Origin of the sequence: Enterobacter sp. GER_MD16_1505_Eko_090 (assembly GCF_003331015.1) — a bacterium.
Classification (GTDB): domain Bacteria; phylum Pseudomonadota; class Gammaproteobacteria; order Enterobacterales; family Enterobacteriaceae; genus Enterobacter; species Enterobacter roggenkampii.
Window position 1 is genome coordinate 1 of the sequence record NZ_PUQF01000002.1, and the last position, 26,121, is coordinate 26,121.

General features: G+C 54.7%; 25 protein-coding genes. 8 read left to right on the plus strand and 17 right to left on the minus strand.

The window, feature by feature from the left end; genetic code table 11:
* Positions 1-297: 297 nt before the first annotated feature.
* A complete protein-coding gene (gene gmhB, locus C6A40_RS02425; RefSeq protein ID WP_008501879.1) occupies positions 298-864 on the minus strand; it encodes a D-glycero-beta-D-manno-heptose 1,7-bisphosphate 7-phosphatase in 567 nt (188 codons plus the stop codon).
* Positions 865-1,052: 188 nt separating this feature from the next.
* On the opposite strand from gmhB, the gene metN reads away from it, so the two are divergent.
* The 6 genes from metN (at position 1,053) to proS (ending at position 6,632) form a co-directional block, all read left to right on the plus strand.
* Positions 1,053-2,084, plus strand: coding sequence for a methionine ABC transporter ATP-binding protein MetN (metN, locus tag C6A40_RS02430; RefSeq protein ID WP_008501880.1), 1,032 nt, complete (start codon positions 1,053-1,055; stop codon positions 2,082-2,084).
* A complete protein-coding gene (locus C6A40_RS02435; RefSeq protein WP_003856130.1) occupies positions 2,077-2,730 on the plus strand; it encodes a methionine ABC transporter permease MetI in 654 nt (217 codons plus the stop codon). Before metN ends, C6A40_RS02435 begins: the two co-directional genes overlap by 8 nt.
* Before the next feature lie 40 nt (positions 2,731-2,770).
* Positions 2,771-3,586, plus strand: coding sequence for a methionine ABC transporter substrate-binding lipoprotein MetQ (gene metQ, locus C6A40_RS02440; protein WP_014168729.1), 816 nt, complete (start codon positions 2,771-2,773; stop codon positions 3,584-3,586).
* Between the two features lie 106 nt (positions 3,587-3,692).
* Positions 3,693-4,097 carry an Rcs stress response system protein RcsF gene (gene rcsF / locus C6A40_RS02445; RefSeq protein WP_008501883.1) on the plus strand — a complete coding sequence of 135 codons (405 nt, stop codon included), beginning with the start codon at positions 3,693-3,695 and terminating at the stop codon, positions 4,095-4,097.
* Complete coding sequence (gene tsaA / locus C6A40_RS02450; RefSeq protein WP_032675982.1) at positions 4,094-4,801, plus strand: tRNA (N6-threonylcarbamoyladenosine(37)-N6)-methyltransferase TrmO; 708 nt, start codon at positions 4,094-4,096, stop codon at positions 4,799-4,801. Before rcsF ends, tsaA begins: the two co-directional genes overlap by 4 nt.
* A gap of 112 nt (positions 4,802-4,913) precedes the next feature.
* Complete coding sequence (gene proS / locus C6A40_RS02455) at positions 4,914-6,632, plus strand: proline--tRNA ligase (protein WP_025912202.1); 1,719 nt, start codon at positions 4,914-4,916, stop codon at positions 6,630-6,632.
* Between the two features lie 47 nt (positions 6,633-6,679).
* Here the strand turns inward: proS and nlpE are convergent, their stop codons facing one another.
* Genes nlpE through C6A40_RS02470 form a run of 3 tightly spaced genes read right to left on the minus strand, consistent with a single transcriptional unit; the run spans position 6,680 to position 8,377 of the window.
* Positions 6,680-7,378, minus strand: a complete 699-nt coding sequence (gene nlpE, locus C6A40_RS02460) for an envelope stress response activation lipoprotein NlpE (protein ID WP_045335718.1) — start codon at positions 7,376-7,378, stop codon at positions 6,680-6,682.
* 34 nt (positions 7,379-7,412) lie between these two features.
* Positions 7,413-7,835: an alternative ribosome rescue aminoacyl-tRNA hydrolase ArfB gene (gene arfB / locus C6A40_RS02465; RefSeq protein WP_008501887.1), complete on the minus strand. Its 423-nt coding sequence runs from the start codon at positions 7,833-7,835 to the stop codon at positions 7,413-7,415.
* Positions 7,832-8,377 carry a YaeQ family protein gene (locus tag C6A40_RS02470; protein WP_021240481.1) on the minus strand — a complete coding sequence of 182 codons (546 nt, stop codon included), beginning with the start codon at positions 8,375-8,377 and terminating at the stop codon, positions 7,832-7,834. The genes arfB and C6A40_RS02470 overlap by 4 nt, the downstream gene beginning before the upstream one ends.
* Before the next feature lie 196 nt (positions 8,378-8,573).
* On the opposite strand from C6A40_RS02470, the gene C6A40_RS02475 reads away from it, so the two are divergent.
* On the plus strand, positions 8,574-8,774 hold the full coding sequence (locus C6A40_RS02475; protein ID WP_008501889.1) for a YaeP family protein: 201 nt from the start codon (positions 8,574-8,576) through the stop codon (positions 8,772-8,774).
* On the plus strand, positions 8,761-9,021 hold the full coding sequence (rof, locus tag C6A40_RS02480) for a Rho-binding antiterminator (RefSeq protein ID WP_008501890.1): 261 nt from the start codon (positions 8,761-8,763) through the stop codon (positions 9,019-9,021). The genes C6A40_RS02475 and rof overlap by 14 nt, the downstream gene beginning before the upstream one ends.
* Before the next feature lie 28 nt (positions 9,022-9,049).
* On the opposite strand, the gene tilS is transcribed toward rof, so the two are convergent.
* From tilS to rseP, 13 genes are all read right to left on the minus strand, one after another.
* Positions 9,050-10,339 carry a tRNA lysidine(34) synthetase TilS gene (gene tilS, locus C6A40_RS02485; RefSeq protein ID WP_045335716.1) on the minus strand — a complete coding sequence of 430 codons (1,290 nt, stop codon included), beginning with the start codon at positions 10,337-10,339 and terminating at the stop codon, positions 9,050-9,052.
* Positions 10,340-10,397: 58 nt separating this feature from the next.
* The gene (locus tag C6A40_RS02490) at positions 10,398-10,787 is read right to left on the minus strand and encodes a VOC family protein (protein WP_008501893.1); all 390 of its coding nucleotides are present in this window, start codon (positions 10,785-10,787) and stop codon (positions 10,398-10,400) included.
* A 65-nt stretch (positions 10,788-10,852) separates the two neighbouring features.
* Entirely contained in the window at positions 10,853-12,985 is a 2,133-nt protein-coding gene (locus C6A40_RS02495; RefSeq protein WP_045335714.1) for a lysine decarboxylase LdcC, read from the minus strand.
* A 100-nt stretch (positions 12,986-13,085) separates the two neighbouring features.
* Positions 13,086-14,045: an acetyl-CoA carboxylase carboxyl transferase subunit alpha gene (gene accA, locus C6A40_RS02500; protein WP_008501895.1), complete on the minus strand. Its 960-nt coding sequence runs from the start codon at positions 14,043-14,045 to the stop codon at positions 13,086-13,088.
* Positions 14,046-14,057: 12 nt separating this feature from the next.
* Positions 14,058-17,540: a DNA polymerase III subunit alpha gene (gene dnaE / locus C6A40_RS02505; protein WP_045335712.1), complete on the minus strand. Its 3,483-nt coding sequence runs from the start codon at positions 17,538-17,540 to the stop codon at positions 14,058-14,060.
* A 38-nt stretch (positions 17,541-17,578) separates the two neighbouring features.
* The gene (gene rnhB / locus C6A40_RS02510; RefSeq protein WP_008501897.1) at positions 17,579-18,175 is read right to left on the minus strand and encodes a ribonuclease HII; all 597 of its coding nucleotides are present in this window, start codon (positions 18,173-18,175) and stop codon (positions 17,579-17,581) included.
* Positions 18,172-19,320 carry a lipid-A-disaccharide synthase gene (gene lpxB, locus C6A40_RS02515; protein ID WP_023293232.1) on the minus strand — a complete coding sequence of 383 codons (1,149 nt, stop codon included), beginning with the start codon at positions 19,318-19,320 and terminating at the stop codon, positions 18,172-18,174. Before lpxB ends, rnhB begins: the two co-directional genes overlap by 4 nt.
* The gene (gene lpxA / locus C6A40_RS02520) at positions 19,320-20,108 is read right to left on the minus strand and encodes an acyl-ACP--UDP-N-acetylglucosamine O-acyltransferase (protein WP_008501899.1); all 789 of its coding nucleotides are present in this window, start codon (positions 20,106-20,108) and stop codon (positions 19,320-19,322) included. Before lpxA ends, lpxB begins: the two co-directional genes overlap by 1 nt.
* A 3-nt stretch (positions 20,109-20,111) precedes the next feature.
* Complete coding sequence (gene fabZ / locus C6A40_RS02525; protein ID WP_010426706.1) at positions 20,112-20,567, minus strand: 3-hydroxyacyl-ACP dehydratase FabZ; 456 nt, start codon at positions 20,565-20,567, stop codon at positions 20,112-20,114.
* Positions 20,568-20,669: 102 nt separating this feature from the next.
* Complete coding sequence (gene lpxD / locus C6A40_RS02530; RefSeq protein ID WP_008501901.1) at positions 20,670-21,695, minus strand: UDP-3-O-(3-hydroxymyristoyl)glucosamine N-acyltransferase; 1,026 nt, start codon at positions 21,693-21,695, stop codon at positions 20,670-20,672.
* A 3-nt stretch (positions 21,696-21,698) separates the two neighbouring features.
* On the minus strand, positions 21,699-22,193 hold the full coding sequence (skp, locus tag C6A40_RS02535) for a molecular chaperone Skp (RefSeq protein ID WP_008501902.1): 495 nt from the start codon (positions 22,191-22,193) through the stop codon (positions 21,699-21,701).
* 122 nt (positions 22,194-22,315) lie between these two features.
* Positions 22,316-24,733 carry an outer membrane protein assembly factor BamA gene (bamA, locus tag C6A40_RS02540; RefSeq protein WP_008501904.1) on the minus strand — a complete coding sequence of 806 codons (2,418 nt, stop codon included), beginning with the start codon at positions 24,731-24,733 and terminating at the stop codon, positions 22,316-22,318.
* A gap of 31 nt (positions 24,734-24,764) precedes the next feature.
* Entirely contained in the window at positions 24,765-26,117 is a 1,353-nt protein-coding gene (gene rseP / locus C6A40_RS02545) for a sigma E protease regulator RseP (RefSeq protein WP_008501905.1), read from the minus strand.
* Positions 26,118-26,121: the final 4 nt, after the last annotated feature.

A 26,121-nucleotide genomic window follows, 5' to 3' on the forward strand; every position in this document is an offset into this window, starting at 1 on the left:
TCGTCCGAGGACGTTAAGAATCCATGTCACTTTGAGTGCCCACACAGATTGTCTGATAAATTGTTAAAGAGCAGTGCAACGCGGCTTTCGCTCACCGTTGCGAGGTGGCGTATATTACGCTTTCCTCTTTCAGAGTCAACCCGTTATTTCAGGATTTTTTCTCTTCAACCGACCGGGCTGTTTGTGAAGAGATTCACATCCGCCGTGTCGATGGAGGCGCATTATAGGGAGCCGCCGAGGAATGACAAGCGGAAAAATGCATTTTTATTTCAACCGCTCACCTTTTCACCAAAAAGGCTATTTTTGGTGCTTTTTAATCTCTTTTGGCAGATCGGCCAGACTATTAATCACCCAATCCGCCGCATTCTCAGCCTCTGGCGTCACTGGCTTGCCGGTACGCACTAATATTTTAGTCCCTACACCCGCGGCTGCGGCTGCCTGCATATCTTCCAGTTTATCGCCCACCATATAAGAAGCCGCCATATCAATGTGCAGGAACTCCTGCGCAGAGATAAACATCCCCGGATGCGGCTTACGGCAATCACAGGTCTGACGATACGCTTCTACGGTTCCCTGCGGATGATGCGGACAATAGTAGATACCATCGAGATCCACACCGCGGTCGGCAAGTGACCAGTCCATCCATTCGGTCAGCGTCTCGAACTGCGCTTCGGTGAATTTACCGCGTGCAATACCAGACTGGTTCGTCACCACCACCAGCGCATAGCCCATCTCTTTCAGCTGGCGCATGGCATCTATTACGCCCTCGATAAACTCGAACTCATCAATCTCATGGACATAACCGTGATCCACATTAATAGTGCCGTCACGATCGAGAAAAATTGCGGGTACTGATTTTGCCACCGGTTTGCTCCTGAAAAAGGCATGTTCAGCTAGTATCTCATGAATCGCAGCGCAATAAAGTGCTCATCGTACAGAGTTGGATTGATTTAGACGTCTGGATGCCTTAACATCCGTTTTGTTTACGGTCATCACCCGTATCTGGCAGAAGAAAATGCCACGGCTAACTTACATACGATAAAAATAATCTAATGATTAAACTTTCCAATATCACCAAAGTGTTCCAGCAGGGGAACCGAACCATTCAGGCGCTGAACAACGTCAGCCTGCATGTTCCTGCTGGTCAAATTTATGGCGTCATTGGCGCATCGGGTGCAGGTAAAAGTACGCTGATCCGTTGTGTTAACCTGCTTGAGCGCCCAACCCAGGGCAGCGTAGAAGTTGGCGGCCAGGAACTTACCGCCCTTTCAGAAAAAGAACTCACCAAAGCGCGTCGTCAGATTGGCATGATCTTCCAGCACTTTAACCTGCTGGCTTCCCGCACCGTGTTCGGCAACGTTGCCTTACCGCTTGAGCTGGATAACACGCCGAAAGAAGAAGTGAAGCGCCGCGTCACCGAGCTGCTCGACCTCGTGGGTCTGGGCGACAAACAGGATAGCTACCCGGCAAATCTCTCCGGTGGGCAAAAACAGCGTGTGGCCATTGCCCGCGCGCTGGCAAGCAATCCTAAGGTGCTGCTGTGTGATGAAGCCACCAGCGCACTGGATCCGGCAACCACGCGTTCTATTCTTGAACTGCTGAAAGACATTAACCGTCGTCTGGGCCTGACGATCCTCCTTATTACGCACGAGATGGATGTGGTGAAACGCATCTGCGACTGCGTGGCGGTCATCAGTAACGGTGAACTGATCGAGCAGGACACGGTAAGCGAAGTGTTCTCGCATCCGAAAACCCCGCTGGCGCAGCAGTTCATCCAGTCCACGCTGCATCTGGATATTCCGGAAGACTATCTGGAACGTCTGAAAACAGAAGCAACAGCTGACAGCGTCCCGATGCTGCGCATGGAGTTCACCGGTCAGTCCGTTGATGCTCCCCTGCTTTCCGAAACCGCACGTCGCTTTAACGTGAATAACAACATCATCAGCGCGCAGATGGATTACGCCGGTGGCGTCAAGTTCGGCATCATGCTGACAGAAATGCACGGCACACAAGAAGAAACCCAGGCAGCCATTGCCTGGCTGCAAGAACATCACGTAAAAGTAGAGGTACTGGGTTATGTCTGAGCCGATGATGTGGCTGCTGGTTCGCGGCGTTTGGGAAACGCTGGCAATGACCTTCGTCTCTGGTTTCTTTGGTTTTGTGATTGGCCTGCCGGTCGGCGTGTTGCTGTACGTGACGCGTCCGGGTCAAATCATTGAGAACGCGAAGCTGTACCGTACGCTCTCTGCGCTGGTGAACATCTTCCGTTCTATCCCGTTCATTATTCTGCTGGTGTGGATGATTCCGTTTACCCGCGTGATCGTCGGAACGTCTATCGGTCTGCAGGCGGCGATCGTTCCGCTGACCGTTGGCGCTGCGCCGTTTATCGCCCGTATGGTGGAAAACGCCCTGCTGGAGATCCCAACCGGTTTGATCGAAGCGTCCCGCGCGATGGGCGCCACGCCGATGCAGATCGTCCGCAAGGTTCTGCTGCCTGAGGCACTGCCAGGGCTGGTGAATGCGGCAACCATTACGCTTATCACCCTGGTCGGTTATTCCGCGATGGGCGGTGCCGTAGGCGCGGGCGGTTTAGGTCAGATTGGTTACCAGTACGGCTATATTGGATATAACGCGACCGTGATGAATACCGTTCTGGTATTGCTGGTTGTTCTGGTTTACTTAATCCAGTTCTCTGGCGATCGCATCGTCCGGGCTGTTACGCACAAATAACGTTACACACAACATAAACTCTACGAGTTAAGGATAAAACATGGCGTTTAAATTAAAGACCTTCGCAGCAGTAGGCGCGCTGATCGGCTCTCTGGCACTGGTGGGTTGCGGTCAGGATGAAAAAGATCCGAACCACATTAAAGTGGGCGTTATCGTAGGTGCAGAACAGCAGGTTGCAGAAGTTGCTCAGAAAGTGGCGAAAGAGAAATATGGCCTGGACGTGGAGCTGGTGACCTTCAACGATTATGTTCTGCCGAACGAAGCGCTGAGCAAAGGTGATATCGACGCGAACGCCTTCCAGCATAAACCATACCTGGATCAGCAGATCAAAGATCGCGGCTATAAACTGGTGGGCGTGGGTAATACCTTCGTTTATCCAATTGCCGGTTACTCTAAGAAAATTAAATCCCTGGACGAACTGCAGCCGGGCTCTCAGGTTGCCGTCCCTAACGACCCAACTAACCTTGGTCGTTCCCTGCTGCTGCTGCAGAAAGTGGGCCTGATCAAACTGAAAGACGGTGTTGGCCTGCTGCCAACCGTTCTGGACGTCACCGAGAACCCGAAAAATCTGAAAATTGTTGAGCTGGAAGCACCGCAGCTGCCACGTTCTCTGGACGATGCGCAGATTGCCCTGGCCGTTATCAACACCACGTACGCCAGCCAGATTGGCCTGACCCCAGCTAAAGACGGTATCTTCGTTGAAGATAAAGACTCTCCATACGTAAACCTGATCGTGACGCGCGAAGACAACAAAGACGCGGAAAACGTGAAGAAATTCGTACAGGCCTATCAGTCTGACGAAGTTTACCAGGAAGCCAACAAAGTGTTTAACGGCGGCGCTGTTAAAGGCTGGTAATCTCACCTCAGTGTAATATCATCAGGACGGGCTTATGCCCGTCTTGTCATTTGTGCAGTCAACTGATTCAATATCTGACGTTTTGATTATCCATTGAGGAAATATTATGCGTGCTTTACCGATCTGTCTTTTAGCACTCATGCTGAGCGGCTGTTCTATGCTAAGCAGATCTCCCGTTGAACCTGTTCAAAGCACGGCAACCCCGCCAAAGACCGAGCCTGCGAAACCGAAAGTGGTTCGCCCTGCGCCGGTTCGCATTATCACGAAAGCGGATGAACTCGTCGGTAAACCGTTCCGTGAACTGGGCGAAGTGAGCGGCGAATCCTGTCAGGCGACCAATCAGGACTCACCACCGAATATCCCGACTGCGCGTAAACGCATGCAGATTAATGCCGCAAAAATGAAAGCCAACGCGGTCCTGCTGCACAGCTGTGAAGTCACCAGCGGCACGCCGGGCTGCTACCGTCAGGCGGTGTGCATCGGTTCTGCGCTGAACATCACGGCGAAATGAGTGCATTTCAGTTCGAGCAGATAGGCGTTATCCACTCTCCTTACAAAGAGAAGTTCGCCGTCCCCCGCCAGCCCGGTCTTGTCACCAGCGGACGCGGTGAGCTTCACCTGATTGCGCCTTACAATCAGGCCGATGCGGTACGCGGGCTTGAGGCGTTCAGCCACCTGTGGGTGGTGTTCGTGTTTCACCAGACGATGGAAGGCGGCTGGCGTCCTACCGTGCGTCCTCCTCGTCTTGGCGGCAATGCGAGAATGGGCGTCTTTGCGACACGCTCGACCTTCCGTCCAAACCCGGTTGGCATGTCGCTGGTTGAACTGAAAGGCATACGCTGCCAGAAAGATCGGGTGATACTGGAGTTAGGTAGCCTGGACCTGGTAGACGGCACGCCGGTGATCGACATCAAACCCTATTTGCCCTTCGCCGAAGCCCTTCCGGACGCGCGTGCAAGCTATGCTCAGGACGCCCCACAGGCGGACATGCCTGTATATTTTACGCCTGAGATAACCGCTCAGTTCGGCCAACTGGAGAAACGCTATCCTCGCTTACGGGATTTCATCACCGAAGTTCTGGCACAGGACCCGCGTCCGGCCTACCGTAAAGAAGAGGAAGCAGGTAAAACGTACGCCGTCTGGCTGCTGGATTTTAACGTTCGCTGGCGCGTCACCGGGGCAGGTTTTGAAGTGTTTGCCCTTGAACCCAGGTAATTTTGTTCTCCTCTCTTTTGGCATCTTTGCCACACTGGTAAACTAAACCACTTTTTTTGTGTCAGGCTGGTGTTTCAGCCTGTTCCAATCGTCGAAATGGAACCGTAACAACATGCGTACTAGCCAATATCTGCTCTCCACTCTGAAGGAGACGCCTGCCGACGCCGAAGTGATCAGCCATCAGCTGATGCTGCGCGCCGGGATGATCCGCAAGCTGGCCTCCGGGTTATACACCTGGCTGCCGACCGGCGTGCGCGTCCTGAAAAAAGTCGAAAACATCGTGCGTGAAGAGATGAACAACGCCGGTGCTATCGAGGTGTCCATGCCCGTGGTTCAGCCCGCTGACCTGTGGCAGGAGAGTGGCCGCTGGGAGCAATATGGTCCTGAACTGCTGCGCTTCGTCGATCGTGGCGAGCGTCCGTTCGTTCTCGGCCCAACGCATGAAGAAGTCATCACCGACCTGATTCGTAATGAGCTGAGCTCTTACAAACAGCTGCCGCTGAACTTCTTCCAGATCCAGACCAAGTTCCGTGACGAAGTTCGCCCGCGTTTCGGCGTCATGCGCTCTCGCGAATTCCTGATGAAAGACGCCTACTCTTTCCATACCTCTCAGGAATCCCTGCAAGAGACCTACGACGCAATGTACGCGGCGTACAGCAAAATTTTCTCCCGCATGGGGCTGGATTTCCGTGCTGTGCAGGCTGATACCGGCTCCATCGGCGGTAGCGCATCTCATGAATTCCAGGTACTGGCGCAGAGCGGTGAAGACGATGTGATCTTCTCTGACTCTTCCGATTACGCGGCGAACATCGAATTCGCAGAAGCGCTGGCACCAAAAGAACCACGTGCTGCGGCAACGCAAGAGATGACGCTTGTTGATACGCCAAACGCGAAAACCATTGCCGAGCTGGTTGAGCAGTTCAACCTGCCGATCGAAAAAACCGTGAAGACGCTGCTGGTGAAAGCCACCGAAGGGAGCGCTTACCCGCTGGTTGCCCTTCTGGTGCGTGGCGATCACGAGCTGAACGAAGTGAAAGCAGAGAAGCTGCCGCAGGTCGCCAGCCCGCTGACGTTCGCCACGGAAGCGGAAATCCGCGCCGTGGTCAATGCTGGCCCAGGTTCTCTCGGTCCGGTGAATATGCCGGTTCCTGTTGTTATTGACCGCACGGTAGCCGCGATGAGCGACTTCTCCGCCGGTGCGAACATCGACGGTAAACACTACTTCGGCATCAACTGGGATCGCGACGTGGCGACGCCGGAAGTAGCAGACATCCGTAACGTGGTCGCAGGCGATCCAAGCCCGGACGGTCAGGGTACCCTGATGATCAAGCGCGGCATTGAAGTCGGTCACATCTTCCAGCTGGGTGATAAATACTCTCGCGCGCTGAACGCCGCTGTTCAGGGTGAAGATGGCCGTAACCAGATCCTGACCATGGGTTGCTACGGTATCGGGGTGACGCGCGTGGTAGCTGCTGCCATTGAGCAGAACTATGACGAGCGCGGCATCGTCTGGCCAGACAACATCGCGCCGTTCCAGGTTGCGATTCTGCCAATGAACATGCACAAGTCTTACCGCGTGCAGGAGCTGGCCGAGAAGCTGTATGCCGAGCTGCGTGCGCAGGGTATCGAAGTGCTGATGGATGACCGTAAAGAGCGTCCGGGCGTGATGTTTGCCGATATGGAACTGATCGGTATCCCACACACCGTCGTGATCGGCGACCGTAACCTCGACAGCGACGAGATTGAATACAAATACCGTCGCAGCGGCGAAAAACAGATGATCAAGACCGGCGACATTCTTGATTACCTGGTGAAAGCCATCAAAGGCTAAACAAAAAACCCCGCTCAGGCGGGGTTTTTTAATGGCTCAGCGTCAGCTTATTTACTGTTACAGTCTTTACCCGCAACAAACTTCGCGTCTTTATCTGCCACCAGCGTTTTCACCATCTCGCCGCTATCCGGGTTTGGCTCCAGCGTAAAGTGACCGTCAACCGTCAGCAATACCGGCTTGCTGTCATTGCCGCGCGCAACCGCGTAATCACGCTCCAGCTGCGCATTGTTTGCTACGCTGACTTTCCTGCCGGTTGCGCAGTCGGTAAAGATCGCCGCGTCGGCCATATAGAAGTACATCCCCCGCATCGCCATCGGCGTCGCGGGCAGAGCCGCTTTTACCGGCGCCAGCGTGTAGTTGAACTGGGATTCAATTGGATTGCCTTCACGATCCAGCATCTCCATCCCCTCGCCTTTGGCGCGGAAATAAGTTTTCTCGCCAGCGGTATCCGTCAGAACCAGCTTCTCCGCCGTTCGCGCCCATGTTCCATAAGTTGCAAAAGAAGAAGGCTCTTTTGCGCCCTGATAGCGCTGGTTCATCACCCAGGTGCCGTCTTTTTGCAGGAACAGTGACGTTTCAATGCCTTCACAGTCCGCGCAAGGCAATACGCCGCGCCAGCTCTGCTGCATCGGTTTTAATTCTTCCGTCTGCGTGGGTTGTAAAACCTGCGTTTCGGAGCGGTTGTTACACCCGAAAAGCGCAAACAGCGTACTCACTGCCAGCGCTGACCATAATGCTTTTTTCACAATGAATTCCTTATGAAAAGTGTGTTCCCTTTCGTCACTCTGTGGGGCGACGAACTTTACCGCGTAGTGCTTTCACTGTGGATTTTTGGGCCTTCGAGGCCAGCCGACGCTCTTTCGATGCGCGGGTTGGCCGCGTTGCCCGGCGGCTTTTTTGTACTGCCGTTAATTCTTTGATGACCGCCACCAGCCTGGCGATGGCCGCTTCCCGGTTGAGCTCCTGGCTGCGGTATTCCTGGGCTTTGATCACCATCACGCCATCGCTGGTGATCAGGTGATGGCTGGCAGCAAGCAGACTTTCTTTATAATACTCTGGCAGGCTTGAGGCCCGAATGTCAAAACGCAAATGGATTGCCGTTGAGGCCTTGTTGACGTGCTGCCCACCTGCCCCCTGAGCACGGATGGCGGTGATCTCCAGCTCGTTGTCCGGAATGCTGACGTTTCGGGACAAGACGATCATGAGGCCGGTTGCCACGCCGTCAAATGAATTTCCAGATTATTCTGAGAATCAGAGAGCCAGATGGCACCGTCCTGAATCGTCGCCTGCAACACCATGGTCCGGCTGGCAAAGTCGCTCAGCTGCGCCAGTTGCTCATCATCCAGATACCAGACCGTGAGATTTTTAAACTGTCCGCACTTGCTTTTGTTTTGCTGCCACCAAATCTCCGCAGCGCGCTGATTATACGCGAATAAGGCCACTTCAGCGGACTGAGTGCAGGCCTTCTTAATTCTGCGTTCGTCCGGCAGTCCAAGTTCGATCCACAAATCAATACCCAGATGATCGTTGCGCAGCCAGGCTTCTGGCTCGTCTTCTGCGCTTAACCCACGGGTAAACTGCAGACGCTCGTCAGCGTACTTAATCCACGCCAGCAGGCGCAGCATCATGCGCTCCTGGGTTTCGGAGGGGTGGCGAGCCAGCGTCAGCGAGGCGTCCAGGAACTGGTTGCGATCGAGATCGGCCACATTGACCACTGCTTTATAAATTGTCGCTTTCAGCGCCATGAGAGAACTCCATTCGAATCAGGCGCTCATTGTAGCGAAAACCGCGGCAAAAGGCTGTTGTAGGGTGATAAATACACCGCTATCAAGGCGCTGATATTGCTTAAATGAGTATGGTATAGTCACCTTGCTAAACCGAGTTTATCTTCGTAGGCTTAATGATATCTCACAGTAAGTCAGTGCGCTGGCGGGAGGGGATGTGAATAATTATTGTGAGTTAATTCGCAAACGGTATGCGGAAATCGCCAGCGGAGATCTGGGGTATGTCCCGGACGCGTTGGGCTGTGTATTGAAAGTGCTTAATGAAGTGGCCTCTGATGAGAGCCTTTCAGAGTCGGTCAGGGAAAAAGCAGCGTATGCTGCGGCGAATTTACTGGTGAGCGATTATGTCGATGAATGATACTTATCAACCCATCAATTGTGATGACTATGACAACCTCGAACTCGCCTGCCAGCATCATTTATTACTGACGCTGGAGCTAAAAGATGGCGAAGTGTTGAAGGCGAAGGCCAGCGATCTGGTTTCACGTAAGAATGTGGAATACCTGATAGTGGAAGATGCCGGTGCGACGCGTGAGCTGCGCCTGGATAAAATAGCCAGCTTCAGCCACCCGCAAATCGGCACCGTCGTGGTGAGCGAATCCTGATGACATTAACGGGCAGCCTGGCTGCCCGTTACGCTTTCTGCCACTCAAACCTGACCCCCTCTTCCGCCCATCCCGCTTCCGTGATGAAAATGCCCGCAGCAGCAATCAATGTTTCACCATAGAACAGCAGCGGCGTGGTGTCGCGCAGCCACGGCGGCACGTTGCACTCCTGCCAGATTTTCTTCAGCTTGCGTCCCCCGTTGCGCCCGACAATATGCAGCATGCCGCCAGCCTTAAAGCGTACCGTTACCGGTTCTCCTGCCTCTGGCAGCCTCACATGACCAGACGGTATAAGAGAGACACGTCCTGCCTCACCGGGCAATATCAGCGGAAGCGCAGGAGAAAGCCAGTCGAGCACCACACTGGTCAGTGAGGACGTTGATTTTACCCACCAGAGTTCCCCTTTGTAGCGCCTTACATCAAAACCGTTCAGGTGGACGCACGGGGAAGCATCCTCCCGCGCCAGGGCAACCTCGTCCCAGATACGGTTTAGCATCGCCCGCGACGGCATCGCGGCGTGATGAGAGGCCAGCCAGCGCCGTATCAGTGCGGCGCGACGCACCGGGCTCATCGCTTTCAGCGGTGCAATCGCCAGCGCTCCGTCTTCAGAAATCAGTTCAGCCAGCTCGTCACTCAACAGCTCGTCCAGCAGCGATTCCTGTTCGGCGCACAGCATAGCACTTCTTGCCGTCGCGTCGGCGAAATGCGGCCAGCGCTCGCTCAATAGCGGGAGGACGCGCAGACGCAGAAAGTTACGGTCATAGCCATCATCCTGGTTGCTCTCATCTTCAATCCAGTTCAGCTGATGTTCTCGCGCCCAGGCCTCAAGCGAGGCGCGCGTCTCGCCAAGCAGCGGACGCAGTAACGTTGTACCGGCAAACTCAGAACGCTCAGGCATGGCTGAAAGCCCTGCCGGTCCGCTGCCCCGCTTAAGCGCCAGCAGAAAGGTTTCACACTGATCGTCCAGGTGCTGGGCCGTGACCAGCGCTTCTCCTGTACGCAATGCCCCGGCAAAGGCGGCATAGCGGGCTTTACGCGCCTGCGCCTCAATGCCCAGCCCTTCCTCTGCAAGCGTGACGCGCTCGACGAGAAGCGGGATCGCCCACGCCGCACACAAGGCTTCGCAGTGCGCCACCCACTCCTCTGCGTGAGGACTTAATCCGTGATGAATATGTATCGCCCGCAGCTGGACGTCAGGCTCCCGATCGCGCCAGCGCTTAAGGCGATGAAGCAGAACGGTGGAATCCAGGCCACCGCTAAACCCCACCAGCAACTGGCGGTACGGTGAAACGGCTTGCGCAATAGCGGGTAAGGTCATAGGGAATTACACATAAAAAATGCCCGAACTGAGCGGGCATTATCACACAGGATGGCGCTTACTGCTGATAAAGCTCCAGCGGCAGGCCGTCCGGGTCGTTGAAAAAGGTAAAACGCTTGTCGGTGAACGGATCGACGCGGATTGCTTCACACGTCACGCCGTGCGCTTCCAGATGTTTTACTGCGCTATCCAGGTCATCGACGCTGAAGGCAAGATGGCGCAGGCCACAGGCTTCCGGGCGGGACGGACGCGCAGGCGGAAAAGGAAAAGAGAACAGTTCAATCACATACTGCCCGTTTAACGCCAGGTCGCCCTTCCAGGAGTCGCGCTCCTCACGGTAGGCCTCGCTCAACAGCGTAAAGCCGAGAATGTCGCAGTAGAAGGCCTTACTCTTCGCGTAATCGGTCGCAATGATCGCAATATGATGAACAGCTTTTAAACCCAGCATAGCTTCTCCTTTTTATGATGCCTGAACGTTACAACCGAAAACCCGCACCTGGCAAGCGGTCACTCTTATTTTAGGACTCGCACCCAGTACACGCCGTTTTCGTCGCGCTTCGCACCGTGGATATCCGTCTCAAAACCGGGATAGTGACGCCCTACCGAACAGAGCATCAGCAGGAAATCGAGCACGGCCCGACTCTCTTCGGTAATCATCTCTCCCGGCATGAGGAGCGGTACGCCCGGCGGATACGGCAGGATCATGTTTGCCGATACGCGCCCAACCAGATTTTCCAGCTCGACGGTTTCGACCTCCCCCCTCACCTGGCGCTGCCACGCCTTGTGCGGGGTAAACTTCATCTCCGGCAACACATCGAACGCCTGTAGCATCAGACGCGGCAGATCGTGCTGACGGATCAGCCTGTGGATCCCCTGGGCCAGATCCTGAATACGCATATTGCGGTAGAAGTCAGGATCTTCCGCGTAGAGATCCGGCAGCATGTTCTTCACCCGCAGGTTGAGATCGTAGGCGCGCTTAAATTCCATCAGACCGCGCAGCAGCCCCATCGCCCGGGTTTTATCGATCCCGATGCTGAACAGAAACAGCAAATTATAGGGGCCTGTTTTCTCCACCACCACGCCGCGTTCATCAAGGAACTTCGCCACCAGCGCCGCCGGGATCCCTTCCTCACCCATCACACCCTGCTCATCCATACCCGGCGTCAGGATCGTCACTTTTACCGGGTCGAGGAACATATGGTCACTATCGGCATCCCGGAAGCCGTGCCAGTCTTCGCCGGGCGAAACCGGCCAGCATTCTGCTTCATCAATCTCTTCCGGCTGCCAGATATCAAAGAACCAGCCGTCGGCTTCCTCTTTCAGCCGCTGAACCTCTTTACGGAAATGCAGCGCGCGCTCCACAGAGCGATTGATAAGACGTTTACCGGGATTGCCGCGCAGCATCGCCGCAGCCGTTTCGATAGACGCCACCAGCGGATAGCTTGGTGAGGTGGTGGTATGCATCATAAAGGCTTCGTTGAAGGTCTCTTCGTCATATTCGCCTTTGATGTGAATCAGCGAAGCCTGGGAAAACGCGGCCAGCATTTTGTGCGTCGACTGCGTTTCGAAGAACACTTTACCCGGCACGCGTTCACCGCTCATGCCGCTTTTACCCGCGTAAATCGGATGGAAATTGGTGTACGGTACCCACGCGGAATCGAAGTGGATCGACGGCACGTCCAAAGTCTTTTTGATCCAGTCCGTGTTGTACAGCAGACCGTCATAGGTCGAGTTGGTGATCACCGCATGGACAGGCCAGCCTGCGCCGGGCACTGCCGCGACCTTGCGTTCAATGGCTTCATGCGTGAACTCCCGCCGCGGAATACCGCCAAGAATGCCGAGCGCGTTGCGCGTGGGCGACAGCCAGAGCGGTACAACGTCGCTCATCATCAGCAGGTGCGCCAGCGATTTATGGCAGTTACGGTCAATCAGCAGGGTGCTCCCCGCAGGCGCGGCATACATTCCGACGATTTTGTTCGAGGTCGAGGTGCCGTTGGTCACCATATAGCTCTGCTCGGCCCCAAAGGTGCGGGCGATATACTCTTCGGCTTCCAGATGCGGTCCGGTATGATCCAGCAGCGAGCCTAATTCGGTGACTGAAATGGACACGTCCGCTTTCAGCGTGTTGCCACCAAAGAAATCATAGAACAGGCAGCCCACCGGGCTTTTTTGGTAGGCCGTTCCCGCCATATGCCCAGGCGTACAGAAGGTATATTTCCCCTCTTTCACGTAGGTGAAGAGCGCCCGGGTAAAGGGCGGCGTAATGTTATCGAGATATTCATTCGTGTATTGCTGAATTCGGGTCGCAATGTCTTCCGCCACGCCGAGGGAATATTCAAAGAACCACAGCGCCATACGCATATCATTGGCGCTGACGTCCATGGTTGAGTGGGTATTAATAAACGCGTACAGCGGGAGATATTCGTTCAGCTTGTTGATATCGCTGCACAGTTCGAGGTCATATTCATCCCAGTCGAAGATCACGCCGCAGATACGCGGGTTATGCTCGATGAACTTCAGCAGATCGGCGCTGTTGTGCGGCCAGATTAGCTGATACCCGCGCGACTGCAGGGCGTGCTCCAGCTCCTTAATCGGCTCATCTTTATAAAAGACGCCGTGTGGCCCCATAACGGCAATGATATTCATGGGCTTCCTCCTTAAAAAACATTAGCTAAGCATAGTCCGGCTAAACCGCAGGTATAAAAAAAGCCGCAACATTGTGCGGCTTTTCAGATAATTGTGAAGCTTACGCGTAGCCGTAAGTCATCAGACGCTGGTAACGGCGGTTGAGCAGATCTTCTTTGCTCAGCACGTCCAGATCTGCCAGATCGGCCAGCAGCTGCGCTTTCAGGGACGCAGCCATCACTTCCGGCTTACGATGTGCACCACCCAGCGGTTCAGGGATGATGGAATCGATCAGCTTAAGCTCTTTCAGGCGTGGCGCAATGATGCCCATCGCTTCGGCAGCCAGAGGCGCTTTGTCAGCACTTTTCCACAGAATGGACGCACAGCCTTCCGGGGAGATAACGGAATAGGTGCTGTACTGCAGCATATTCACTTTATCGCCCACGCCAATCGCCAGCGCGCCACCGGAACCCCCTTCACCGATAACGGTACAAATGACCGGCACTTTCAGACGAGACATCTCGCGCAGGTTGCGTGCGATGGCTTCAGACTGACCGCGCTCTTCCGCACCCACGCCAGGGTAGGCACCCGGGGTGTCGATGAAGGTGATGATTGGCATGTTGAAACGCTCAGCCATCTCCATCAGACGCAGGGCTTTACGGTAGCCTTCTGGGGCTGGCATACCGAAGTTACGACGGATTTTCTCTTTGGTTTCACGACCTTTCTGATGACCAATGATCATCACCGGGCGTCCGTCCAGACGCGCGATACCGCCAACGATAGCTTTGTCGTCAGCGTATGCGCGATCGCCTGCCAGTTCGTCAAATTCGTCAAACGCCAGGCGGACATAATCCAGGGTGTACGGACGCTGTGGATGGCGTGCCAGCTGGGCCACCTGCCATGCGCCGAGATCGGCAAAGATTTTGCGCGTCAGCTCTACGCTTTTCTCGCGCAGACGATGCACTTCTTCGTCGATGTTAATATCCAGTTTTTCATCCTGACGGCTTACCGCTGTCAGAGAATCGATTTTCGCTTCCAGCTCAGCAATCGGCTGTTCGAAATCAAGGAAATTCAGACTCATAGTATTCCTGTATTAGTCAAACTCCAGTTCCACCTGCTCCGAACCAATGAGGCCACGGAGATCGTTCAGTAAACGATCGCTCGGAGAGACACGCCACGTTGCACCAAAGCGCAACCGCGCACGTGCATCCGCCCTCTGATAGTAGAGATGTACTGGAATTGTCCCCGAGCGGTGGGGTTCCAGAGACTGACGGAGTCGGTTTAAAAGCTGGTCATCAATTTGCCTGTCCGTCAGCGAGATAGCAAGCCCGCGAGCATATTTTTCCCGGGCTTCGTCAATGTCCATCACTTCGCGGGCGGTCATTTTAAGCCCCCCACTGAAGTCATCAAAGCTGACCTGTCCGCTGACGATAAGTATGCGGTCTTTTTCCAGCAATTGCTGGTATTTATCCAGCGCATCGGTGAACAACATCACCTCCAGACGCCCGGAACGGTCATCCAACGTACAGATGCCGATACGATTGCCGCGCTTGGTGACCATAACCCTTGCAGCAATCACGAGCCCCGCAGCCGTGGTGATTTTACCACGTTCTGTCGGATGCATGTCTTTTAGCCTGTGGCCGCCGACATAGCGCTCAATTTCTTTAATGTACTGGTTGATCGGGTGACCCGTCAGGTACAAACCTAACGTTTCACGCTCGCCGTCCAGCACCACCTGTTCTGGCCACGGCTGGCAGTTGGAATACGACTGCTCAATCTGCTCCGGCTCTTCCGCCAGCACCCCGAACATATCCGCCTGGCCAATGGCTTCCGCTTTTGCGTGCTGATCCGCCGCTTTCAGGGCGTCGCCCAGCGAGTTCATCAGCGCGGCGCGGTGCGGCCCCAGCCTGTCGAACGCGCCGGACATGATCAGTTTTTCCAGCACGCGGCGATTCAGCTTTTTGGTATCGGTACGGGCGCAAAGATCGAACAGCTCGCGGAAATACCCGCCGTTATTGCGCGCTTCGATGATCGCCTCGATCGGCCCCTCGCCCACGCCCTTGATCGCGCCGATCCCGTAAACGATCTCCCCGTCGTCGTTGACGTGGAAATGGTAGAGACCTGAGTTAATATCCGGCGGCAGGATCTTCAGCCCCATGCGCCAGCACTCATCCACCAGGCCCACCACCTTCTCGGTGTTGTCCATATCGGCGGTCATTACCGCCGCCATAAACTCCGCAGGATAGTGTGCCTTCAGCCACAGCGTTTGATACGACACCAAAGCATAGGCGGCTGAGTGAGATTTGTTAAATCCGTACCCGGCGAATTTCTCCACCAGGTCGAAGATTTTCATCGCCAGCTCGCCGTCGACGCCGTTTTTCTTCGCCCCGTCTTCAAAGATGGAACGCTGCTTGGCCATCTCTTCCGGCTTTTTCTTACCCATCGCACGACGCAGCATGTCCGCGCCGCCGAGCGTATAGCCGGAAAGCACCTGGGCGATCTGCATCACCTGTTCCTGATACAGGATGATGCCATAGGTTGGCTCCAGTACCGGCTTCAGGCTTTCGTGCTGCCACTGAACGTCCGGGTAGGAAATCTCTTCTCTCCCGTGCTTACGGTCGATAAAGTTATCTACCATCCCTGACTGCAAAGGGCCCGGACGGAACAGGGCCACCAGCGCGATCATATCTTCGAAGCAGTCTGGCTGCAGGCGCTTAATCAGATCTTTCATGCCACGGGATTCAAGCTGGAAGACGGCGGTGGTCTCCGAGCGCTGCAGCATGTCGAAACTTTTCTTGTCGTCCAGCGGGATGGCCGCGATATCCAGCGGCGGCTCGCCGTTCTTCTCGCGGCGGGCGTTGATCATCTCCAGCGCCCAGTTGATGATGGTCAGCGTACGCAGGCCAAGGAAGTCGAACTTCACCAGCCCGGCGTATTCTACGTCGTTCTTGTCGAACTGGGTGACCGGATGCTGGCCCGCTTCATCGCAATACAGCGGCGCGAAGTCGGTGATTTTGGTCGGGGCGATAACCACGCCCCCCGCATGCTTACCGGCGTTACGCGTGACGCCTTCCAGCTTGCGCGCCATGTCGATCAGCGCTTTGACCTCTTCGTCCGCTTCATAGATTTCCGGCAGCTGCGGTTCAGCCTCAAAGGCTTTTGCCAGCGTCATGCCCGGATCGGGCGGCACCAGTTTAGAGATGCGATCGACAAACCCGTAAGGGTGGCCCAGCACGCGGCCCACGTCGCGGATAACCGCTTTCGCCGCCATCGTACCGAAGGTAATGATCTGCGATACCGCATCACGACCGTACATGTCGGCCACGTGCTCGATCACCTGGTCACGTTTCTCCATGCAGAAGTCGACGTCGAAGTCGGGCATCGAGACACGTTCCGGGTTGAGGAAACGTTCGAACAGCAGGTCGAACTCCAGCGGATCGAGGTCGGTAATTTTCAGCGCGTACGCCACCAGCGAGCCTGCGCCGGAACCACGGCCCGGTCCAACCGGCACGCCGTTATCCTTCGACCACTGGATGAACTCCATAACGATCAGGAAGTAGCCCGGGAAGCCCATCTGGTTGATCACCTGGAGTTCAATGTCCAGGCGTTCGTCATACTCCGGACGACGCTTTTTACGCTCTTCTTCATCCGGGAACAGGAATTCCAGACGCTCTTCCAGACCTTCTTTCGATTTCATGACCAGGAAATCTTCCGTGGTCATGTCACCCGTCGGGAACTGCGGCAGGAAGTATTCGCCAAGGCGGACGGTGACGTTGCAGCGCTTGGCAATCTCTACGCTGTTTTCCAGCGCTTCGGGGATATCGGAGAAGAGCTCACACATCTCCTCCTCGCTGCGCATGTACTGTTGTGCGGAGTAATTGCGCGGCCGCTTCGGATCGTCGAGGGTAAAGCCATCGTGGATCGCCACGCGAATTTCGTGAGCGTCAAAATCGCCCGCCTCAAGGAACCGCACGTCGTTGGTGGCCACTACGGGCAACCCGCGCTCTTCTGCGAGCGCCACCGCGGCATGAAGATAGCTCTCTTCATCCTGACGGCCGGTACGGATCAACTCCAGGTAATAACGATTAGGGAAATATTCTTCATAGAACGAGACGCATTGTTCCACCAGCGCGCTGTTACCGCGCAGCAGGGATTTGCCGACGTCCCCCATCCGGCCGCCTGAGATCAGGAGCAGCCCTTCGTTCAGTTCAGCCAGCCAGTCGCGGTCGATCCACGGGCCCAGCGCACCATATCCGCGCTGATAGGCTTTTGAGATAAGCAGTGTGAGGTTTTGGTAACCCGTGTTGTTCATCGCCAGCACGGAGATTTGCGTCAGTTCATCCCCGATGAGGTCGCTCTGCACGTGGAAATCTGCGCCGACGATCGGCTTCATCCCCGCGCCGTGCGCCGTTCCGTAGAACTTCACCAGACCACACAGGTTGGTAAAATCGGTGATCGCCAGCGCAGGCATGCCAAGCGAGGCCGCCTTTTTTACCAGCGGCCCGGTCTTCGCCAGCCCATCGATCATGGAGTAGTCGCTATGCACCCGCAGGTGTACGAAACGTGGTTCAGCCATCTTCAGATTCCGCGTTACTTAATTGCTTGCGTAATGATTCAGGACACCCGTCCCAGGGCGCGTTTTACCGGGCCAAAACTGCGCCGATGGTGTTCGGTTGCGCCATGTTCAGCCAGCCTCTCCAGGTGGAAAGGTGTGGGATATCCCTTATGCTGGGCGAAACCATACTGAGGGTAAGTGAGATCCAGCGCGGCCATTTCGGCGTCGCGTGTCACTTTGGCAATAATAGAAGCTGCGCTAATTTCTGCGACCCGGCTATCGCCTTTGACCACTGCCATTGAAGGCATGGGCAATGCCGGACAGCGGTTGCCGTCAATCAGGACATATTCAGGGGAAATTTTCAGCCCCGCCACCGCACGCTGCATCGCCAGCATCGTGGCATGCAAAATATTCAGCTCGTCTATCTCATGCGGTTCAGCACGCCCGAGGCTCCAGGCCAGCGCTTTCTCCTGAATCTCACTAAACAGCGCCAGCCGGCGCTTTTCAGACAATTTTTTTGAGTCATTCAGCCCGACGATCGGCCGAGCCGGATCGAGGATCACCGCAGCGGTCACCACGGCTCCCACTAACGGACCACGACCCACTTCGTCCACACCCGCCACAAGGTGGGTGTGAGGATAAACAAATTCCATCATTTTGCTAACTCCAGCACCGCATCGGCCGCTTGCTCATCAGCATTACAGCGGATCAGTTGATGCAGTTCGCGGAAGGTATCGTGCATCTGGTGGCTGGTTTTACCGTTGGCGAGCAGCGGCAGCAGGGCCTCCGCCAGCGCCTGTGGCTGGCATTCATCCTGCAAGAGCTCTTTCACCAGCTCGCGACCCGCAAGCAGGTTTGGCAGGGAGACGTAATCTGTTTTCACCAGACGTTTTGCCAGCCAGAAGGTAAACGGCTTCATGCGGTAACCGACCACCATCGGGCATTTCGCCAGCATACACTCCAGCGCCGCCGTGCCGGAGGCCAGCAGTGCGGCATCGCTCGCATACATTGCTTCCCGCCCTTGCCCGTCCAGAAGACGGACGTGAAGATCCGGGGCGACGTCTGCTTTGATGCGCTCAAACTGCTCGCGGCGTTTGGCATTCACCAGCGGCACGACCACTTCGAGATCGGGGTACGTCTGGCGAAGAATTTGCGCTGTCTTGAGGAAATCAGCGCTCAGCATCTCAACTTCTGCGCCACGGCTGCCTGGCAGTAAGGCCAGACAGTGCACATCATGCGGGATGCCCAGCGCGTCGCGCGCCGCGTTTTTATCCGGATCCAGTGGCATCGCATCCGCCATGGTATGACCGATAAAACGGCACGGAACATTAAATCTGTCGTAAAACGCTTTTTCGAAAGGCAGGAAAGCCAGCACCAGGTGGGTGGACCGTCCGATTTTGAAAACGCGTTTCTGTCGCCACGCCCAGACGGACGGACTGACGTAGTGAATCGTCTTAATGCCCTGCTTTTTCAGATTCCCTTCGAGGGTAATGTTGAAATCAGGTGCATCGATACCGACAAACACATCGGGTTTGAGTTCGGTAAAGCGGCGGGTGAGATCGGCACGGATGTGCAGCAAACGGCGTAACCGTCCCAGCACCTCAACGATCCCCATCACGGCCAGCTCTTCCATTTCATACCAGGCTTCACAGCCTTCGGCCTGCATCAGCGGGCCAGCAACACCGACAAAGCGAGCATTGGGTACGCGAGCCTTAAGCGCACGGATGAGACCGGCACCAAGAATATCGCCGGAGGTTTCTCCGGCGACCAGGGCTATCGTAAGCGGACGACTGTCGACCATTAACGAATCAGACCCCTTGTTGAACGGTCAAAGAACTCCATGAACGCGTCCACTTCCGGGTGCTTTTTCGCCAGTTCGGCAATTTCCGGCTTCGCCTCTTCCAGCGTTTTACCGCTACGGTACAGCAGTTTGTACGCGTTGCGGATGGCAGTAATCGCTTCGCGACTAAAACCACGACGCTTGAGGCCTTCGATGTTCACGCCAAACGGCGTGGCATGGTTGCCCTGCGCAATCACATACGGTGGGACGTCCTGCGCCACACCGGAGCATCCGCCGACCATCACGTGCGCACCAATGATGCAGAACTGATGGACTGCGGTCATGCCGCCAATAATTGCGAAGTCATCAACTGATACGTGTCCTGCCAGCGTGGCATTGTTGGCAAGGATACAGCGGTCACCCACGGTACAGTCGTGCGCGATATGCGCATTCACCATAAACAGGTTATCGCTGCCCACCTTCGTCAACCCACCACCCTGTACTGTTCCACGATGAATGGTGACGCTTTCGCGAATACGGTTACGATCGCCGATTTCCACACGGGTCGACTCACCAGCATATTTCAGATCCTGGTTAACTTCGCCGATGGAGGCGAACTGATAGATCTCGTTATTGCAGCCAATGGTCGTGTGACCATTCACCACAACGTGAGATTTCAGCACTGTACCCTCACCAATTTCGACATGGGGTCCAACAATACAAAACGGGCCAATGTGGGCGTTAGCACCAACGATGGCACCCGTTTCCACAATGGCGGTAGGATGAATAAAGGCGGATTTATCAATCACGTATCAGGACTCCCGGCTACGAGCACACATCATCGTCGCTTCGCAAACAACTTTACCGTCAACCAGCGCTACGCCTTTGAAGCGAGTCAGGCCACGACGCGTTTTTTCAAAAGTGACTTCCATGATCATCTGATCACCAGGCACGACAGGGCGCTTAAAGCGCGCTTCGTCAATACCCGCGAAGTAATACAGCTCACCGGGTTCCAGTTTACCGACGCTTTTAAACGCCAGAATACCGGTAGCCTGAGCCATCGCTTCCAGAATCAACACACCCGGGAAGATAGGTTTACCAGGGAAGTGCCCCTGGAAGAACGGCTCATTCACGGAAACATTTTTCACTGCGCGCAGAAAACGACCTTCTTCAAAATCCAGCACACGGTCTACCAGCAGAAACGGGTAGCGGTGCGGCAGAAGTTCTAAAATCTCTTCAATATGCAGAGTATGAGTGTCAGTAGTCAAAATACTCTTCCTGTCAAAATGTACTGATAACAATAATAACACGGCCTGCCGGTTTATTAGAAAGCCGACAGGCCGGGAAAAATAGCGTTAAACGGATGACGCTTAGTCTTGTTGATCGATCTTGCGCTCAAGGGACTTGAGGCGCTTGCTCATATCATCAATGTTCATCACCAGAGCTGCTGTTTTACGCCATACCTTGTTGGGCTGGAGCGGAATGCCGGAGGAATAGACGCCAGGTTCAGTGATAGGACGCATTACCATGCCCATTCCCGTCACGGTCACCTTGTCGCAGATTTCCATATGGCCATTAATCACGCTCGCACCGCCAATCATGCAATAACGGCCAATTTTCAGGCTGCCCGCCATGATGACGCCACCCGCAACCGCGGTATTGTCGCCAATCACAACGTTATGCGCAATCTGGCACTGGTTATCGATGATAACACCATTGCCAATGATCGTGTCGTCAAGCGCGCCACGGTCAATGGTGGTACAGGCGCCGATCTCCACGCGATCGCCAATAATAACGCGACCAAGCTGCGGGATCTTAACCCAGTTACCGCGATCGTTAGCGTAACCAAAGCCATCAGAACCAATCACGGTGCTGGATTGGACGAGGCAGTTTTCGCCAATTTCAACGTCATGGTATACGGACACATTCGCCCATAAACGGGTCCCGGCGCCGATTTTCGTATTTTTCCCAACGAAGCAGCCCGGGCCAATGACGACGTTATCGCCCAGCTCGACGCCGGATTCGATAACCGCATTCGCACCAACGGCGACGTTGTTACCCAGCCTGGCCGTCTCATCAATCGCTGCGCTGGCAGCAATGTTCTGGGCCGGTTGCGGCGTGGTATCAAGAATTTGAGCCATGCGTGCATACGTCAGGTAGGGGTTTTTCACTACCAGCGCGCTTACAGTGGCAAATGGAAGATCGTCCTGCGTCAGAACAACAGCTGACGCCTGGCATTGAGCCAGTTGCTCACGGTACTTAGGGCTTACCATGAAGGTAATCGTGCCAGCTTTAGCAGATTGCATGGACGCAACAGCGGTGATGACGATATCGCCATCACCGTGTAATTCTGCATCCAACTGCTGAGCTAAATCAGCCAGTCGAATTGAAGGCATTACTTATTTAACCTGTTTCAGAACGTCAGCAGTGATGTCTTTAACATCTTTGCTGTTGAAAGCGACGGCGTTCGCATCAACAACCAGATCGATGCTCTGATCGGCAGCCACTGCTTTAACAGCGGTCTGAATGCGAGTCACCAGCTTGCCGCGTTCTTCGTTAGAACGACGCTGACGATCCTGCTCGAAAGCCTGCGCTTTCTGGGAGAACGCCTGGCGCTGAGCCATTACGTCTTTTTCCAGCTTGCTGCGGTCGCTTGCCTTCATGGTAGAACCATCACGCTGCAGACGCTGCATTTTGGACTGAAGATCGTTTTCCATACCCTGCAGTTCGCTTGCACGGCCTTTGAATTCGTTTTCCAGCGTCGCAGAAACACCTGTTTTCTGTGCAACCTGCTGGAACAAATTACCCATGTTGACGATTGCAATTTTGTCTGCTGCCTGAGCAGAAGTTGCCATCGCTAAACCGAGACCTGCAGCTAATAACCACTTTTTCACAATTAACTCCTTACCATCCCATTGGCACCAGAAGGTACCGTTCTTTGCGTGGCAAGGCGACCGTGTTACCGATCGCCAGTTGTCAGCGCTACACTGCCAACGCATTCCTTTGCAGCGGATTATTACCAGGTTTTACCAATGTTAAACTGGAATTGCTCCGCTTTGTCTCCATCATATTTCTTAAACGGCTGGGCGTAAGAGAAGACCAACGGCCCCAGCGGTGACATCCATTGTAATGCGATACCGGCAGACATGCGAATATTGCTCGGATCGCTGTAGTCAGGAACGCCAGCTGCACGCATCTGGGCAGTGTTCTCCCAGTTGGTATCCCACACCGTACCCGCATCCCAGAAGAAGGATGTACGGACGGAGTTCGCATATTTATCACTAATAAACGGCGTTGGCGTGATGAACTCCAGGCTGGCAACGGCCATAGCGTTACCGCCGACTGCGTCATCAGAACTACAGACTTCTGATGAGGAAGACTTATCGCAGTTATCTTTGTCGTTCCCGCCGTAGTAAACCGCTTTCGGACCAATGTTGTTGGACTGGAAGCCACGAACGGTACTGGAACCACCGGCATAGAAGTTTTCATAGAACGGCATCTCTTTGCCGCCTAAACCATCACCATAGCCCCAACGGGTACGACCCAGAACCACCCACTTGTGATCGTCATCGATCGGGAAGTAGGACGCAGTATCCAGCGTCACCTTATAGAACTCGTTATCGGAACCCGGGACGGTAACTTTACCGTTCAGGTTGACGCGAGAACCTTCCGTTGGGAAGTAACCACGGTCGAGACGGTTATAGGTCCAGCCGTAGTTGAAGGTGAAGTCATCTGCAGCGAAACCGTTGTTATCGCTGTTTTTGCTCGCCGACTGGCCAATAGAATCCAGGTAACGCCACATGGCCACCTGCGGTTGCATATTGGACAGGTCGTTATGCACGTAACCTAAGCCCGCTCGCAGGGTGTTGTATTCGTTAATCGGGAAGCCAAGCGTACCGTCCACACCGTAACTCTTGTTGGTGTAGGAGGACAGATCCGCATCGTCTGCTTTAAAGTCGTTGTAGAAGATACGACCGCCCAGGCTCACACCGTCAACGGTGAAGTATGGGTTCGTTACAGAGAACTCAGAGTAGGTCTGGTAGTCGTTTTTGGTACCGTTAATTCCGACAGAGTAACCCGTACCCAGCCAGTTATCCTGCTGCACGCCAACCTGGAAGCTGACGCCGCTTTCAGTACCGTAGCCCACACCAAAGTTAAAGCTACCGGTGTTACGCTCTTTCACTTTATAAACGACATCAACCTGATCCGGGCTGCCCGGTACGCGCTGGGTATCAGTATCAACCGTTTCAAAATAGCCCAGACGGTTCAGACGCTCTTTACCCTGATCAACGAGATCGCTACCTAACCATGCGCCTTCCATCTGACGCATTTCGCGACGCAGAACGGAGTCTTTGGAGGTGTCGTTACCGACGAAGCGGATCTTACGCACGTAGAAACGGTTACCCGCGTCAACATTCACGTGCAGCTTAACGGTTTTATCCGCGTCATTGATTTCCGGCTGAGTCTGTACGCGCGGATAGGCATAACCATAGCGGCCGAGCAGCTTCTTAATGCTGTCTTCCATTTTGGTGACTTTGGATCCGCTATAGAGATCGCCTGGCTGAATTTTGGTCAGCGATTCGATTTCAGCAGAATGCCCCGCCAGGTTACCACTCACCTCAACACCCGAAAGCTTGTACTGATCGCCTTCCGTGATGTTGATCGTAATGTAGATGCCTTTCTTGTCCGGCGTCAGGCTCACCTGCGTCGAGTCGATGTTGAAACGCGCGTAACCACGATCCAGATAGTAGCTGCGCAGGGTTTCAAGGTCGCCCGCCAGTTTCTGTTTCTGGTATTTGCGATCGCCCACCACGTTCCACCACGGCACTTCATCGCGCAGCTGGAAGGTGGAGATCAGCTCGTCGGTGCTGAACGCGTGGTTACCCACAATGTTGATCTGCTGGATCTTAGCAGAGACACCTTCCTGGAAAACCAGCTTCAGGTCAACACGGTTACGCGGCAGCGGAGTCACAACCGCTTTCACGCTGGCGCTGTATTTACCGACGCTGTAGTAGAAGTCTTCCAGACCTTTTTCAATGTCTGAAAGGGTTGTGCGGTCCAGAGACTCACCCACACGAACACCGGATGCTTCAAGGTTTTGCTTGAGCATGTCATCTTTCACCGACTTGTTACCGGAGAAAGTGATACTGGCGATCGTTGGACGTTCTTTTACCTGTACCAGCAGGGTATCACCATCACGCAGGACGCGGACATCCTCGAAGTTGCCGGTGGCAAACAGAGCACGGATGGTATTACTGATATCATCATCATTAACCGTATCGCCGGGGCGCACAGGCATACTGAGGAGGGCCGCACCAACGGCGACACGCTGAAGGCCTTCGAAATGAATGTCTTTCACTACGAACCCGTCAGCACCGTATACGGTGGCGCTGCTAAACAGCAGCGACGCTATGAGCAACTTTTTCATCGCCATCGTTATTATGCGTTCTTCCTAACTAACTCTCTTACAACCGAGAGAAATCATTGAAAAGTGCAAGCCCCATTAACAGCACCAGCAAAATCGAGCCAATGCGATAACTAAAGTCTTGAACTCGCTCGGATACCGGCCCGCCTTTTAGCTTTTCAATCGCTAAAAACAGCAGATGACCCCCGTCTAAAACGGGAAGCGGGAACAGGTTGATTATCCCAAGGTTCACGCTAATGAGCGCGAGGAACATGAGATAGTAAATCACCCCGAATTCCGCTGACATCCCAGCCCCCTGGGCAATCGAAATTGGCCCACTGAGGTTGTTCAGTTTCACATCACCGGTTATCAATTTCCCCAACATGTTGACCGTCAGCTTCATCAGTTGCCATGTTTTATCCGTGGCTTCAAGGATGGCGCTGAACGGCCCATACTGGCGTATTGTCTTGTACTCATCTGGCAGCGGGATCACTTTTGGCACAACGCCTGCAAACCCTTCTGCCTTCTTGCCGACCGACTTCGTATCCGGGATCAGCGTCAGCGAAAGCGGACTGCCCTGCCTTTCAACTTCCAGCGCGAGAGACGTACCCGGATTATCGCGCACCAGAGTAACAAAGGTCATCCACTCTGTTAATGGTTGACCATCGACTTTAACGATCCTGTCGCCTGCTTGCAAACCCGCTTTGCTCGCCGCCGAGTTTGCCTGTACTTCGGCTAATACCGGCTCGATCTGCGCGCCGCGCGGACGAATGCCCAGCGCAGCGACGGGATCCTCTTTGTCTGGCTCGAAACGCCATTGACGTAAATCGAGCACTTTGTCCTGACGGGCGTCTGACCCAAATGGCGATACGCTGATGGTGGTCTGCGGATCGCCAATTTTAGCAACCAGCTGCAGTCGCACGGCATCCCAATCAGGGGTTTCGATGCCATCAATCGCTTTAAGTTCCATCCCGGATGTAATTTGCGCACTCGCCGCGATGGAGTTGGGGGCAATGTCACCTACTACCGGACGCACGCCAGGGACGCCGATGATAAACACCAGCCAGTAAGCGAAAATCGCAAAGATGAAGTTGGCTACCGGTCCGGCAGCGATGATGGCGGCGCGTTGTCCAACGGTTTTATTGTTGAATGCGCTGTGTCGCAGTTCAGGCGCGACAGGCTCGACGCGTTCGTCGAGCATTTTGACGTAGCCGCCCAGCGGGATAAGGGCGATGACAAATTGCGTACCGTGGCGGTCGGTGCGCGTCCAGAGTGATTTACCAAAACCGATGGAAAACCGCTCTACGCGCACGCCACATCGGCGAGCAACCCAGAAATGGCCAAATTCATGCACGGTAATCAGTACACCCAGTGCAACTATGAACGCCGCCAGATTCCAGAGAATGCTCAGCATAAAA

Bases quoted from the DNA above. Each gene is read 5' to 3' on its own strand.
- metN (WP_008501880.1), top strand. From the start codon at position 1,053: ATGATTAAACTTTCCAATATCACCAAAGTGTTCCAGCAGGGGAACCGA.
- C6A40_RS02435 (WP_003856130.1), top strand. From the start codon at position 2,077: ATGTCTGAGCCGATGATGTGGCTGCTGGTTCGCGGCGTTTGGGAAACG.
- metQ (WP_014168729.1), top strand. From the start codon at position 2,771: ATGGCGTTTAAATTAAAGACCTTCGCAGCAGTAGGCGCGCTGATCGGC.
- rcsF (WP_008501883.1), top strand. From the start codon at position 3,693: ATGCGTGCTTTACCGATCTGTCTTTTAGCACTCATGCTGAGCGGCTGT.
- tsaA (WP_032675982.1), top strand. From the start codon at position 4,094: ATGAGTGCATTTCAGTTCGAGCAGATAGGCGTTATCCACTCTCCTTAC.
- proS (WP_025912202.1), top strand. From the start codon at position 4,914: ATGCGTACTAGCCAATATCTGCTCTCCACTCTGAAGGAGACGCCTGCC.
- arfB (WP_008501887.1), bottom strand. From the start codon at position 7,835: ATGATCGTCTTGTCCCGAAACGTCAGCATTCCGGACAACGAGCTGGAG.
- C6A40_RS02470 (WP_021240481.1), bottom strand. From the start codon at position 8,377: ATGGCGCTGAAAGCGACAATTTATAAAGCAGTGGTCAATGTGGCCGAT.
- rof (WP_008501890.1), top strand. From the start codon at position 8,761: ATGTCGATGAATGATACTTATCAACCCATCAATTGTGATGACTATGAC.
- tilS (WP_045335716.1), bottom strand. From the start codon at position 10,339: ATGACCTTACCCGCTATTGCGCAAGCCGTTTCACCGTACCGCCAGTTG.
- C6A40_RS02490 (WP_008501893.1), bottom strand. From the start codon at position 10,787: ATGCTGGGTTTAAAAGCTGTTCATCATATTGCGATCATTGCGACCGAT.
- C6A40_RS02495 (WP_045335714.1), bottom strand. From the start codon at position 12,985: ATGAATATCATTGCCGTTATGGGGCCACACGGCGTCTTTTATAAAGAT.
- accA (WP_008501895.1), bottom strand. From the start codon at position 14,045: ATGAGTCTGAATTTCCTTGATTTCGAACAGCCGATTGCTGAGCTGGAA.
- dnaE (WP_045335712.1), bottom strand. From the start codon at position 17,540: ATGGCTGAACCACGTTTCGTACACCTGCGGGTGCATAGCGACTACTCC.
- rnhB (WP_008501897.1), bottom strand. From the start codon at position 18,175: ATGATGGAATTTGTTTATCCTCACACCCACCTTGTGGCGGGTGTGGAC.
- lpxB (WP_023293232.1), bottom strand. From the start codon at position 19,320: ATGGTCGACAGTCGTCCGCTTACGATAGCCCTGGTCGCCGGAGAAACC.
- lpxD (WP_008501901.1), bottom strand. From the start codon at position 21,695: ATGCCTTCAATTCGACTGGCTGATTTAGCTCAGCAGTTGGATGCAGAA.
- bamA (WP_008501904.1), bottom strand. From the start codon at position 24,733: ATGGCGATGAAAAAGTTGCTCATAGCGTCGCTGCTGTTTAGCAGCGCC.
- rseP (WP_008501905.1), bottom strand. From the start codon at position 26,117: ATGCTGAGCATTCTCTGGAATCTGGCGGCGTTCATAGTTGCACTGGGT.